The sequence below is a fragment of the Ramlibacter sp. genome, from assembly GCF_035627355.1.
Lineage (GTDB): Bacteria > Pseudomonadota > Gammaproteobacteria > Burkholderiales > Burkholderiaceae_C > Ramlibacter.
Genome location: NZ_DASPLW010000072.1, coordinates 1 through 12,134 on the forward strand (window position 1 = coordinate 1; position 12,134 = coordinate 12,134).

The 12,134-nt window shown below is 71.9% G+C and carries 10 protein-coding genes and 1 pseudogene; 4 read left to right on the forward strand and 7 right to left on the reverse strand.

What is annotated here, in order from left to right:
* Positions 1 to 465: pseudogene (locus VEC03_RS17630) on the forward strand (signal recognition particle protein); the annotation flags it as partial.
* Between the two features lie 57 nt (positions 466 to 522).
* On the opposite strand, the gene mdoH reads toward VEC03_RS17630, so the two are convergent.
* From mdoH to VEC03_RS17665, 7 genes are all read right to left on the reverse strand, one after another.
* Positions 523 to 2,595 carry a glucans biosynthesis glucosyltransferase MdoH gene (gene mdoH / locus VEC03_RS17635; RefSeq protein WP_324918187.1) on the reverse strand — a complete coding sequence of 691 codons (2,073 nt, stop codon included), beginning with the start codon at positions 2,593 to 2,595 and terminating at the stop codon, positions 523 to 525.
* The gene (locus VEC03_RS17640; protein WP_324918189.1) at positions 2,559 to 4,130 is read right to left on the reverse strand and encodes a glucan biosynthesis protein G; all 1,572 of its coding nucleotides are present in this window, start codon (positions 4,128 to 4,130) and stop codon (positions 2,559 to 2,561) included. Before VEC03_RS17640 ends, mdoH begins: the two co-directional genes overlap by 37 nt.
* Positions 4,131 to 4,292: 162 nt before the next feature.
* Positions 4,293 to 5,690: a sigma 54-interacting transcriptional regulator gene (locus VEC03_RS17645; protein WP_324918193.1), complete on the reverse strand. Its 1,398-nt coding sequence runs from the start codon at positions 5,688 to 5,690 to the stop codon at positions 4,293 to 4,295.
* Between the two features lie 17 nt (positions 5,691 to 5,707).
* Entirely contained in the window at positions 5,708 to 6,316 is a 609-nt protein-coding gene (locus VEC03_RS17650; RefSeq protein WP_324918196.1) for a hypothetical protein, read from the reverse strand.
* The gene (locus VEC03_RS17655; RefSeq protein WP_324918279.1) at positions 6,309 to 7,733 is read right to left on the reverse strand and encodes a sensor histidine kinase; all 1,425 of its coding nucleotides are present in this window, start codon (positions 7,731 to 7,733) and stop codon (positions 6,309 to 6,311) included. The genes VEC03_RS17650 and VEC03_RS17655 overlap by 8 nt, the downstream gene beginning before the upstream one ends.
* Before the next feature lie 13 nt (positions 7,734 to 7,746).
* On the reverse strand, positions 7,747 to 9,075 hold the full coding sequence (gene miaB / locus VEC03_RS17660; RefSeq protein WP_324918199.1) for a tRNA (N6-isopentenyl adenosine(37)-C2)-methylthiotransferase MiaB: 1,329 nt from the start codon (positions 9,073 to 9,075) through the stop codon (positions 7,747 to 7,749).
* A gap of 5 nt (positions 9,076 to 9,080) precedes the next feature.
* Positions 9,081 to 9,467 (reverse strand): hypothetical protein, encoded by a 387-nt coding sequence (locus VEC03_RS17665; RefSeq protein WP_324918202.1) that lies wholly within the window; start codon positions 9,465 to 9,467, stop codon positions 9,081 to 9,083.
* Positions 9,468 to 9,752: 285 nt separating this feature from the next.
* Between VEC03_RS17665 and VEC03_RS17670 the strand changes: the two genes are divergently transcribed.
* From VEC03_RS17670 to VEC03_RS17680, 3 genes are read left to right on the forward strand one after another with little or no spacing between them, the layout of a single operon-like run.
* On the forward strand, positions 9,753 to 10,502 hold the full coding sequence (locus tag VEC03_RS17670; RefSeq protein ID WP_324918205.1) for an SDR family NAD(P)-dependent oxidoreductase: 750 nt from the start codon (positions 9,753 to 9,755) through the stop codon (positions 10,500 to 10,502).
* Between the two features lie 32 nt (positions 10,503 to 10,534).
* Positions 10,535 to 11,353: an enoyl-CoA hydratase family protein gene (locus VEC03_RS17675; protein ID WP_324918208.1), complete on the forward strand. Its 819-nt coding sequence runs from the start codon at positions 10,535 to 10,537 to the stop codon at positions 11,351 to 11,353.
* Between the two features lie 9 nt (positions 11,354 to 11,362).
* The gene (locus VEC03_RS17680; protein WP_324918211.1) at positions 11,363 to 12,133 is read left to right on the forward strand and encodes an enoyl-CoA hydratase/isomerase family protein; all 771 of its coding nucleotides are present in this window, start codon (positions 11,363 to 11,365) and stop codon (positions 12,131 to 12,133) included.
* Position 12,134: the final 1 nt, after the last annotated feature.

Consider the following 12,134-nt stretch of genomic DNA (forward strand, 5'->3'; position numbering starts at 1 on the left):
CTGGTCGAGCAGGTCACCGCGGGCGTGGACCTGCAGGAAGCGCAGAAGCTGGCCGCCAAGGTCAAGAGCGGCGCGGGCTTCGACCTCGACGACTTCCTGGCCCAGATCCGGCAGATGAAGCAGATGGGCGGGCTGTCCACCCTGCTGGAGAAGATGCCGGCCCAGGTACAGGCCAAGGCCGGCCAGGTCGACATGGACAAGGCCGAGCGCGACATCCGCCGCAAGGAAGGGATCATCTGCAGCATGACCGCCGCCGAGCGGCGCAAGCCCGAGATCATCAAGGCCACCCGCAAGCGCCGCATCGCCGCCGGCGCCGGCGTTCAGGTCCAGGAGGTCAACCGCCTGCTCAACGAGTTCGAGCAGATGCAGGGGATGATGAAGAAGATGAAGGGCGGCGGGCTGATGAAGATGATGAAGCGGATGGGCGGCGGCAAGGGCGGTGGCCTACCGAAACTTCCCTTCTAGGAAGGCACGAAGAAAGAGGCGCCGGGCGCCTCTTTCTTCTCTTGGCGGGCTCCGGACTCAGGCCGCCCGCAGCAGCCGCGCCGCCCGTCCCGCGTGCAGGCGCGCGCGCCGCAGGACCGGCGGCGACCAGGCTTCCTCGGGGATCAGCATCAGGCCGCGCAGGCGCAGCCAGGTGCCCACGCCGGCGTGGCTGGTGATCACCGCCAGCGGCACCGACAGCAGCAGCGGCACCGCGATCGACACCAGCGAGACGAGCGCATCGGCGTCGACCAGCGCCACCGCCACACCCAGCACGCCGACGGCGGCGGTCAGCGGCAGCAGCTGGGCGGCCGCGTCGCCCCAGCGCAGCGAGCGCGCTTCCCGCGGCGGCGACTGCCAGTGCAGCTTGATGCCGGTGAGGGCCACCGCCACGAACAGCGAGTGGGCCAGCATCCGGATCGGGGCCTGCAGCAGCGACAGCAGGGTTTCGGCCAGCGCGCTGGCCAGCAGGCGGCCGGTGCCGCCGAAGGCCCGTTGCTGGCGACCGAGCAGCACCGCCGCCACGCCCAGTACCCGCGGCAGGAACAGCATGCACAGAGTCCAGATCCACAGGCCCACCAGCGCCGCGCCGGCGATGCCCGCGTCCTCGGCCAGCAGCCGGGCGCCCGACAGCCACAGCGAGGCGCCGAACACGATGAAGGCCAGCCACAGCGGCGCCGACAGGTAGGACATGGCGCCGATGGCGAACATGGCGCGGTGCACGCGATGCATCCCCGGTTCGGCGATCAGGCGCGCGTTCTGCAGGTTGCCCTGGCACCAGCGGCGGTCGCGCTGCAGCTCGGACAGCAGGTCCGGTGGTTGCTGCTCGTAGCTGCCGGTCAGGTCCGGCGCCAGCCACACGTGGTAGCCGGCCCGCCGCATCAGCGCGGCCTCGACGAAGTCGTGCGACATGATGCCGCCGGCCAGCCCGCCCTTGCCGGGGATGGGCGCCAGGCCGCAGTGCGCCATGAAAGGCTCGACCCGCAGGATGGCGTTGTGGCCCCAATAGTGCGACTCGCCCAGCTGCCAGAACTGCAGGCCGAGCGTGAACAGCCGCCCCGTGACGCGGGCGCCGAACTGCTGCGCCCGCGCGTGCAGGGACATCAGCCCGATCGGCTGGGTGGCGGTCTGGATGATGCCGGCCCGCGGGTTGGCTTCCATCAGCTTGGCCAGCGTGAGCAGGCAGTCGCCGCTCATCACGCTGTCGGCGTCGAGCACCACCATGTAGCGGTAGTCGCGCCCCCAGCGACGGCAGAAGTCGGCCACGTTGCCGGCCTTGCGGTGGGTGCGCCGCGTGCGGCGGCGGTAGTAGACCTCCGGCTGCACGCCTGGCTGGGCGGCTAGCGCGGTCCGCAACTCCTCCCAGGCAGCCCGCTCGGCGGCGGCGGTCTCCGGGCTGGCGCTGTCGGACAGCACGAACACGTCGAACTGGCCGGCCTGCCCGGTCGCCGCGAGCGACTCGCAGGTCGCGCGCAGGCCGGCGAACACCGTGGCCACGTGCTCCTCGCAGATCGGCATGATGATGGCGGTGCGCACCGCCGGATCCAGCGTCCGGTCCTGCACGGAGCGCGCGTTCAGCCCGTGCGGGTCGCCGCGCAGCACCACCCAGAAGCCCATGAGCGCGGTGGCGAAGCCGGTCACCACCCAGCTGGACAGCGCCGCGAACAGCGCGATCTGGCCCCACTGCAGCCAGGGGTTGGGCGAGTCCGGCTGCGCATGGGCGAACAGGACCGTGGCGATGGCGGTGCTCAGCACGGCGATGGCGGCGAACGCGGCCCGTCGGCGCGTGGCGGCACGCTCCCAGGCGGCCGGCGCCGGGCGTGCCGGCGAGCGCACCGGCGACTCGCCCGGCAGCAGCCGATGGGCCAGCGCCAGCGAGGCCGTGCCTAGGCTGTTCCAGAAGCCGCGCCAGGGCTGGGTCGGCATGGAGCCGCGCCGGATCGGCGGTGCCGTCACCGAGTTGGGATGGCGTTCCTCGCGCAGGCGGCTGCGCGGCGAGATGGCCGGCGCTGCGGTCGCGGGCGTCACGGCGGGCGCGTGCAGGCCGCCCCCGCTGTCGCCCTCGGTGGCATGCCTCAGGGGGCGGATGGGGGTAGCACGATGTGGGTCCATGTTTCGCTCACGATGTCGTCGCGGTGACGCAGGAAGGCGCGCAGCTCGACCGGCTGCGACGCGTCGAAGGGGCGCACCCGCAGGGCCATGCGCCAGCTGCGGGTAGCGGGGTTGAACCAGGCGAGGACCTGTTCGATGCGGCCGTTGGCGTCGGCGGTGGCGACCGCCTGCACCGGCGCGTCGGCCGGCAGCGCGTCCAGCGCCGGGCCGGTGAAATCCACCACGTACTGCACCTGGCCGGCGAGGGCCGCGGCCTGCTCGGCGCGCACGTAGCCGAAGCCGCGGCGTGACTGCGCCACCCAGGCCGCTGGCGGGCGCTGCTGCTCGTCGCCCTGCCAGGACAGCTCGTAGGCGAAGTCCAGCGGCTGGCCGGGCGCCGGCAGGCGGGCCGGCACCCAATAGGCGGCGATGTTGTCGTGGGTCTCGTCGGGGGTGTGCAGCTGCAGCAGCTCGACCCGGCCCGGGCCCCAGTCGCCGATCGGGCGCACCCAGGCGCTGGGGCGGCGCTCGTAGCGCGCTTCCGTGTCCTCGTAGCTGGCGAACGAGCGGTCGCGCTGCATCAGGCCGAAGCCGCGCAGGCCGTCCAGCGTGAAGCTGGTGACCACGGGACGCTGCGGGTTCTGCAGCGGCCGCCACAGCCATTCGCCGCTGGCGCTGGCCACCATCAGCCCGTCGGAGTCGTGCACCTCGGGGCGGAAGTCGCCCTCGCGCGGCTGGTTCTCGCCGGACAGGAACATGCTGGTCAGCGGCGCCAGCCCCAGCGTGGCGATCGGGCGCGCGGTCTCGCGCAGGAACACGCGGGCCCGCACCTCGACCACCGTGTCGCGCCCGGGCCGCACGGTGAAGCGGTAGGCGCCGGTGGCGCGCGGCGAGTCCAGCAGCGCGTCGACGACCACTTCCTTCGCCTGCGGCCCGGGACGCTGCAGCCAGAAGTCGGTGAAGCGGGGGAACTCCTCCGGGCCGTTGGCGCCGGCGGTGTCGATCGCCAGTCCGCGCGCCGACAGGCCGTATTGCTGGCCGGCGCCGAGGGCGCGGAAGTAGCTCGCGCCCAGGAACACGACCAGCTCGTCCTTGTAGGCCGGCGTGTTCAGCGGGTAGTGGATACGCAGGCCGGCATGGCCGAGGTCGGGCCAGGCCTGTGTCGGCAACTGGTTCTTGCCGTAGTGGAAGTCGCCGGCCTGGAAGCGCACCGGACGCACCTGCCCGGCCGCGTCCACCTCATGGATGCGGACCGGCTCGGGGTGGTAGCGGCCGCGATGGAAGAACATCGCCTCGAAGGGCGAGCCGCTGCCGGCCCAGAGCGCCCGGTCCGGCCGGAACCGGATGTCACGCAGTCCGTCGTAGTCCAGTTGGGCCAACGCCGGCGGCAGCGTGGCATCCGGCGCCCGGAAAGGGACGCCGGCGCGGCTGCGGGCGAGCTCCGCGAGCTGTTCGAAGTCCCAGCCGGCCCGTGCGGGAAAGGCGGAGAGCGCTCCGGCCAGCAGCACGACCAGCGCCAGCGCGACAAGACGCAGGCGACGCAAACACAAAGGCATGGGTCGCCTAGTGCAAACCCTATGCCAACCTGGATTTCCCTCGTGAAATCAACCGGTTGCGTGCGAAAGCGGGGATCGGTACCGGCGGCGGCGCCCGCTGGCGCAGCCTGAATGGGCTTTTCCGTCGCCGGATGGCGACAGGAATCCGGCCCCGACCCGGATTCAGGCGGCCGGCGGCGCCTGGCCGCTGTCGTCGTCCGGCGACAGGCCCCCGTTTTCCGCCTTGAAAAGCCCCGGCGTGAGCTCGTTCCTCTGCAGCAGGCGGTAGAACTCGGTGCGGTTGCGCCCGGCCAGCCGCGCGGCGTCGGAGACGTTGCCGTCCGTCATCTTGAGCAGCCCGACCAGGTACTCCCGCTCGAAGCGGCGCTTGGCCTCGGCGTAGGTCTGCACCGCGACGCCGGGCACCCGCAGGGCGCGCTGCACCAGCGCCAGCGGCACCAGCGCCGTGGTGGACAGCGCGCAGACCTGCTCGACCACGTTGTAGAGCTGGCGCACGTTGCCGGGCCAAGGCGCCGCCGCCAGCGCCTTCAGCGCCTCCGGCGCGAAGCCCGACAGCCGCCGCCCGTACTTGGCGGCCAGCTTGTGCAGGAAGTGGTTGGCCAGCAGCGGGATGTCCTCGCGCCGCTCGGCCAGCGTGGGCAGCGTCAGCGTCACCACGTTCAGGCGGTAGTACAGGTCCTCGCGGAACTGGCCGCCCGACATGGCCGCGTCCAGGTCGCGGTGGGTGGCGGAGATGATGCGCACGTCCACCGGCACCGACTGGCTGGAGCCGAGCGGGCGCACCGCCCGTTCCTGCAGCACGCGCAGCAGCTTGACCTGCAGCGCCGGCGGCATGTCGCCGATCTCGTCCAGCAGCAGGGTGCCGCCGTCGGCGGCCTGGAACAGCCCCTTGTGGTTGGCGACGGCGTCGGTGAATGCGCCCTTGACGTGGCCGAACAGCTCCGACTCCAGCAAGGCCTCGGGGATCGCGCCGCAGTTGACCGCCACGAAGGGACGCTGCGCCCGCGCACTGGCCTTGTGGATCGCCCGCGCCAGCAGTTCCTTGCCGGTGCCGCTGTCGCCGCGCAGCAGCACCGAGGCGTCGGAGCGCGCGACCATGCGGGCCTCGGCCAGCAGTTCCGCCATGCGCGCCGAGCGGCTGACGATCTCCTCGCGCCAGCCGGCGTCGTCGGCCGATGCCGTGACGGCCGGCGCGCCGAGCGCGACCGCCTGGCCGATCTTGTCCAGCAGCTCGCGCGCGTCGTAGGGCTTGGTGAGGTAGCCGAACACGCCGCGAGCCGTGGCTTCGACCGCATCGGGAATCGTGCCGTGCGCGGTCAGCAGGATGACGGGCAGGGCCGGGTGACGGCGCCGGATGTCGTCGAACAGCGCCAGGCCGTCGCGGCCCGGCAGGCGCACGTCGCTGAGCACCAGCTGCGGGCGCTCGACTTCGAGCTGCGCCAGCGCGGCCTCGGCCGAGGACACGGCGGCGACCTGGTAGCCGGCTGCCGTCAGCCGCATCGAGAGCAGCCGCAGCAGGTCGGCGTCGTCGTCCACCACGAGGATGCGGGCACCGGCCATGTCAGTCCTCCGCTGGGTCATCGCGACGAAGGCCGGCGGCGCTCGATCGCGCGCAGGGCCTCCATCCGTTCGTTGAGCTGGTCGATGCGCTTCTGTGCATCGCGCAGTTGCTGCGCCTGGCGCTCGCCGGCTTCCTCCAGCTTGCGTTGCTCGGCCAGCTGCGCCTGCAGCAACCGGGCCAGCGGGTGCAACTCGCGCGCCTCGTCGGTGGCGATCGCGAGCAGCCGCTGCAGGGCCTGCAGGGCGCGCGCGTTGTCGGCCGGCGTGCGCATCTGCTGCAGCGCCAGCGCCAGCTGCAGCTGCTGCATCGGTGCGCCGCCAGGCTGGGACAGGCGGGTGATCTCGGGGGCCAGTGCGGCGGCGGGCGCACCGCGCACCCGGTCGGCATAGGCCAGGGCCGCGGCGAGCGGCTGCGCCGGCACGTGGCTCTGGGGCGGCAGCACCGGCGGCGGCTCGGGCGGGGGTGGGGGGGCGGGCGGTGCCTCGCGCGGCGGCTCGCTCGTCTCCAGTGGCGGCGGCGCCTCGACCTCCGGCGCCGGGGGCGGCGTGCTGCAGGCGGCCAGCGCAGCGGCCGTGCCCAGGGCCAGGAGGCAGCGGCGCAACGCGCAGGTCGGGTAATCAGGCATGGGGCAATTCGATCCGGAAGTGGGCGCCGGCCGGGCTGTCGTCCAGCAGCTCGATGCGCCCGCCATGGGCTGCAATGTATTCGTTGACGATGGACAGGCCGATGCCGGTCCCCGCCGCGGCGTCTGCCGGCTGGCGCTCGCCGCGGTAGAAGGGCTCGAACACCCGCTCGCGGTCGGCCGGCGCAATGCCGGCCCCCTGGTCCTGGATGTCGATGCGGGTGCGACCATCGGCGCGCGACAGGCGCAGGCGCACGGTCGAGCCCAGCGGGGCGAACCGGATCGCGTTGGCCAGCAGGTTGGCCAGCGCCGTGCCGAGCTTGTCCGGGTCGACCGGCGCGGTGACCGGCTCGCCTTCGACCTCCACCGACAGCTCGCGCGCCTGCCATTGCAGGCGCTGCGCCTCCACCTGCTCGTGCAGCAGCGCCAGCAGGTCGGTGGGACGGCGCTGCAGCTGGCGCGCCTCGAAGGCGGCCGCATTGAAGCGCAGCAGCGCCTCGATGCGCTCCTGCAGCACCGCCGCGTTGTGCTGCAGGATGCGGGCCACTTCGCGCTGGCGCGCGTTGAGCTCGCCGGTGACGCCTTCCTCCAGCAGGGAGACGCCCTCGCGCAGGGCCGCCAGCGGCGTCTTGAGTTCGTGCGACACGTGGCGCAGGAAGCGGGCCTTGTCGGCATCCAGCTCGGTCAGGCGCAGGCGCAGCCACTCCAGCTGCTGGCTCAGCCGTCTTACATCGGCTGGACCCTGGATGTCGATCGGTTCCTCGAGCCGGTTCTGGCCCAGGCCGGCGATCGCCCGCTCCAGCCGCTTGAACGGCCGCGCCAGCCAGATGCCCAGCCCGGCGGCCAGCAGCGCCGCCAGCGCGATGGCCAGCACCACCTGCTGCATCAGCCGCGAGCGGCTGGCGTCGAGCCGCTCGCGCAGGGCCTTGTTGCGCGCGTTGATGAGGCTGTGCACCTCGCGTGCGATGCCGGAATTGACGCTGTCGAATTCCCGGAAGCGCTGCGCCGCCTCGCGCTCGCGGTCGAGCGCCGTCTCCGGCGGGCCCCGCATCAGCTCCGACACGACTTCCAGTTGCGCCGCCCAGCGCCGGGCGTGGCGCTGGGCCAGGCCCTGGTCGCTCAGGCGGTCGAGCGCGGCCTGGGCCCGGCCCGATTCCTCCTCGAAGCGCCGGCGCAGCACGGGGTCGTTGAGGATCAGCGACTGGCGCGCGGCCCGTTCCATGTCGAGCGTGCGCTCGGCCAGGGTCTGGGCGCTGGCGGTCAGTTCCAGCGCGGTGGCGCTGGCCGCCGTGCTCTGCGCCATCAGGCGGTCCAGGATGACCACGGCCCGCAGCGCGGTGCCACCCAGCAGGCCGCCCACCAGCACGAAGGCGGCGAGCAGCAGCGGTCGGAAGGAGATGCGGCTGGGGCGTAGCGGCAGCATCGCGCGGCGATCAGCCGGCGCGCTGCACGACTTCGCCGCGCAGCGAATGGGGCAGCGCCTGCGTGATGGTCACGTCGACCATCTGCCCGACCAGCCGCTGGCCGCCGGCGAAGTTGACGATTCGGTTGCACTCGGTGCGGCCCATCAGCTCGTTGGGGTCCTTGCGCGAGGGCCCCTCGACCAGGATGCGCTGCACCGTGCCGACCCGGCTGTCGCTGATGCGGCGCACGTGGTCCTCCAGCAGCGCCTGCAGCTGCTGCAGGCGGCGCAGCTTGACCTCGTGCGGGGTGTCGTCGTGCAGGTTGGCGGCCGGCGTGCCGGGACGGGGGCTGAAGATGAAGCTGAAGCTGGCGTCGTAGCCCACGTCCTCGACCAGCTTCATCATCTTGCCGAAGTCCTCCTCGGTCTCGCCCGGGAAGCCGACGATGAAGTCGCTGGACAGCGAGATCTGCGGCCGCACCGCGCGCAGCCTCCGAATGGTGCTCTTGTATTCCATGGCGGTGTAGCCGCGCTTCATCGCCATCAGGATGCGGTCGCTGCCGTGCTGCACCGGCAGGTGCAGGTGGCTGACCAGCTTGGGGATGCGGCCGTAGGCCTCCACCAGCCGCTGGGTGAACTCGTTGGGGTGGCTGGTGGTGTAGCGGATGCGCTCGATGCCCGGGATCTCGGCCACGTATTCCAGCAGCAGGGCGAAGTCGGCGATCTCCGCCGTGTCGCCCATGCGGCCGCGCCAGGCATTGACGTTCTGGCCCAGCAGCGTCACTTCCCGGACGCCCTGGTCGGCCAGTTCCGCCACTTCGGCCAGCACGTCGTCCAGCGGCCGCGAGACTTCCTCGCCGCGGGTGTAGGGCACCACGCAGTAGCTGCAGTACTTGCTGCAGCCTTCCATGATGGAGACGAAGGCGGTGGCGCCGTCCACCCGCGCCGGCGGCAGGTGGTCGAACTTCTCGATCTCGGGAAAGCGGATGTCGACCTGCGGCCGGTCCTGCGCGCGGCGCTGCGCCAGCATCTCGGGCAGGCGGTGCAGGGTCTGCGGCCCGAACACCAGGTCCACGTAGGGCGCGCGCTCGATGATGGCGGCGCCCTCCTGGCTGGCGACGCAGCCGCCGACGCCGATCAGCGCACCCTTTTTCTTCAGGTGCTTGACCCGGCCCAGGTCGGAGAACACCTTCTCCTGCGCCTTCTCGCGCACCGAGCAGGTGTTGAACAGGATCAGGTCGGCCTCCTCGGGATCCTGGGTCGCCTCGTAGCCCTCGGCCGCGTACAGCACGTCCGCCATCTTGTCCGAGTCGTACTCGTTCATCTGGCAGCCGAAGGTCTTGATGAATACCTTCTTCATGGCGCTCACTTCCTCGCGCCGAACACCAGGTTCAGCAGTTCGGCGAAGCGCTGGTGGCCGGTGGCGCTGCCGTCGTCGGCGCCATCGACCCGGGCGTATTCGTCCTCGGTGAGCACCCACACCTCGTGTACCAGGCCGGCCGGGTCGCGGCGATAGACCACCGGCAGCGGCTGCCCGGCCACGCTGCCGGACAGCAGCATCAGGCCGTTGGTGCCGCGGATGCGGGCGCCGGGGGAAAGCCGGTCGGGCTGGCCGTCCAGCGTGACGTTCGGCGGGGCGGTGACCACCAGCCGGGCCGGCTTGACGCCGGCGGGGGCGGTGCGGATGACCTGGGCGTGCAGGGCAGGGGCGGCCAGGGCGGCCGCGACGAGGAGAAGACGCCAGCGATTCATGGTGTGGATCCAGAGGCTGAGGGCGGACGCGAAGACCGCATTTTGCCGCAGGGCCGCAGCAGGGCCGGGGCGCTGGCAGTCCCATGACGATGCGATGACGGTGCGCGGCGATGCGGCGGCCATGGGGTCGCGACGCGGCCGGTGGCGAGCGCCGGCGCGCCGCCCCGCCCAATCCTGTGTTGCTCGCCGGGTTGTTGACAGTCGATCAACGAATGAACGATCATTCAGTCAACGTTCAGGGCGGCCGCGAGGCGCCGCAAACACCCACTCACTGGGAGACCGACCATGCAACTCAAGGGCAAGACCGCCGTCGTCACGGGTGCCGCCTCCGGCATCGGGCGCGCCACCGCACAGAAGCTGGCGCAGGCCGGCGCCCACGTGCTGCTCGCCGACATCGCCGAGGAGGGCGGCCACGCGGCCGCTGCGGAAATCCGCGCGCAAGGCGGACAGGCCGACTTCATCCGCCTGGACGTGACCGACGGGGAATCGATCGCCGCCTTCCGGGCCGAGGCCTTTGCCAAGTCGCCGCGCGTGGACATCGTGGCCAACGTCGCCGGGTGGGGAAAGATCCAGCCGTTCCTGGACAACACGCCGGAGTTCTGGCGCAAGGTGGTGGACCTCAACCTGATGGGGCCGGTCGCCGTCACCCACGCCTTCCTGGGCCCAATGGTGGAAGCGGGGCAGGGCGGCAAGATCGTCACCGTCGCCAGCGATGCCGGCCGCGTGGGCAGCCTCGGCGAGACCGTGTACTCGGGCGCCAAGGGTGGCGCCATCGCCTTCACCAAGAGCCTGGCGCGCGAGGTCGCCCGCTACAACATCACCGTCAACTGCGTGTGCCCCGGGCCCACCGCCACGCCGCTGCTGGCTGCGGTGCCCGAGAAGCACCAGGAAGCCTTCATCAAGGCCACGCCGATGCGCCGGCTGGCGCAGCCGTCCGAGATCGCCGACGCGGTGCTGTTCTTCAGCACCGACCAGTCCAGCTTCGTCACCGGCCAGGTCCTCAGCGTGAGCGGGGGCCTGACGCTGGCCGGCTGACCGCCATCGCAACCGACATCGCAGGAGTCACCATGTACAAGCTCAAAGCCGCCGAATTCCGTCCCAGGCACTTCAAGCTGGAGGTCGCCGACCGTGTCGCCACCTTCACCCTCAACCGGCCGGAGCGCAAGAACCCGCTGACCTTCGAGAGCTACGCGGAACTGCGCGACACCTTCCACAAGCTGCAGTACGTCGACGACGTGCGGGCCGTGGTGATCACCGGCGAGGGCGGCAACTTCTGCTCCGGGGGCGACGTGCACGACATCATCGGGCCGCTGGTGGGCATGGAGATGGACGGCCTGCTCACCTTCACCCGCATGACCGGCAACCTGGTCAAGGAAATGCGCCAGTGCCCGCAGCCCATCATCGCGGCGGTCGATGGTGTCAGCGCCGGCGCCGGCGCCATCCTGCCGATGGCGGCCGACCTCCGTTACGGCACGCCCAAGGCCAAGACCGCCTTCCTGTTCGTGCGCGTCGGCCTGGCCGGCTGCGACATGGGTGCGTGCGCGATCCTGCCGCGCATCATCGGCCACGGCCGCGCCTCCGAGCTGCTCTACACCGGGCGCGTGATGACCGCGGACGAGGGCCTGGCCTGGGGCTACTTCAACGAGTTGGTGCCCGCCGACGGCCTGCAGGCCAAGGCGAAGGAGATGGCGCTCTCGCTGGCCAACGGCCCGTCCTTCGGCCACTTCATGACCAAGAAGTGCCTGCACCAGGAATGGAACCAGACCATCGAGCAGGCGCTGGAGACCGAGGCCGAGGCCCAGGCCATCTGCATGCAGACCAAGGACTTCGAGCGCGCCTACCACGCCTTCGTGGCCAAGCAGACCCCGGTGTTCCAGGGCGACTGAGCGACCGCCATGGACGCGCCGCGACCCCCCATCACCCTCGCGATCGAGGGCGCGATCGCGATCGCCACGCTGGACCGGCCGCCGGTCAACGCGATCGACGACGCCTGGGTCGCCCGGCTGGGCGCCATCCTCGACGAGGTCGAGGCGCGCGACGAGGTGCACGTGCTGTGGATCCGCAGTGCCGGCCGCGCCTTCTGTGCCGGCGCCGACCTAGCCCTGATGCGCGAGCGCTTCGCCGACGACGCCGGCCGGGCCCGGATGGTGGAACTGGCCCGGGACATGCAGCAGGTGTTCGCCCGGGTCGAGCGCAGCCCCAAGGTGTCGATCGCCGAGATCGGCGGCCCGGCGCTGGGCGGCGGGCTCGAACTGGCACTGGCCTGCGATCTCCGGCTGGCCGCCGACAACGCGAAGCTGGGACTGCCCGAAGCGCGGCTCGGGCTGCTCCCGGGCGCCGGTGGCACCCAGCGGCTCACCCGCATCTGCGGCCATGCGATTGCGCGCCAGCTGATCCTGGGCGCCGAGGTGGTCGACGGACAGCGCGCCGCGGCGCTGGGCATCGTGCACCGCAGCGTGCCGGCGGCCGAACTGCAGGCGGCGGCCCGGGCCCAGGCCGAGCGCATCGCCGCCATGCCTGGCGCGGCGCTGGCCGCCTGCAAGCGCTGCATCACGGCTGGTGCCGACGGCCACGAGGACGGCTTCGCGGCCGAGATCGAGGGCACGGCCATGCTGTACGGGCAGGCAGAAACGCAGGCGCTGGTGCACCGCTTCCTGGCCGGTTGAA

Excerpts from the sequence above, each read along its gene's own strand:
- mdoH (WP_324918187.1), bottom strand. The coding sequence starts at position 2,595 with ATGGACCCACATCGTGCTACCCCCATCCGCCCCCTGAGGCATGCCACC.
- VEC03_RS17640 (WP_324918189.1), bottom strand. The coding sequence starts at position 4,130 with ATGCCTTTGTGTTTGCGTCGCCTGCGTCTTGTCGCGCTGGCGCTGGTC.
- VEC03_RS17645 (WP_324918193.1), bottom strand. The coding sequence starts at position 5,690 with ATGGCCGGTGCCCGCATCCTCGTGGTGGACGACGACGCCGACCTGCTG.
- VEC03_RS17650 (WP_324918196.1), bottom strand. The coding sequence starts at position 6,316 with ATGCCTGATTACCCGACCTGCGCGTTGCGCCGCTGCCTCCTGGCCCTG.
- miaB (WP_324918199.1), bottom strand. The coding sequence starts at position 9,075 with ATGAAGAAGGTATTCATCAAGACCTTCGGCTGCCAGATGAACGAGTAC.
- VEC03_RS17665 (WP_324918202.1), bottom strand. The coding sequence starts at position 9,467 with ATGAATCGCTGGCGTCTTCTCCTCGTCGCGGCCGCCCTGGCCGCCCCT.
- VEC03_RS17670 (WP_324918205.1), top strand. The coding sequence starts at position 9,753 with ATGCAACTCAAGGGCAAGACCGCCGTCGTCACGGGTGCCGCCTCCGGC.
- VEC03_RS17675 (WP_324918208.1), top strand. The coding sequence starts at position 10,535 with ATGTACAAGCTCAAAGCCGCCGAATTCCGTCCCAGGCACTTCAAGCTG.
- VEC03_RS17680 (WP_324918211.1), top strand. The coding sequence starts at position 11,363 with ATGGACGCGCCGCGACCCCCCATCACCCTCGCGATCGAGGGCGCGATC.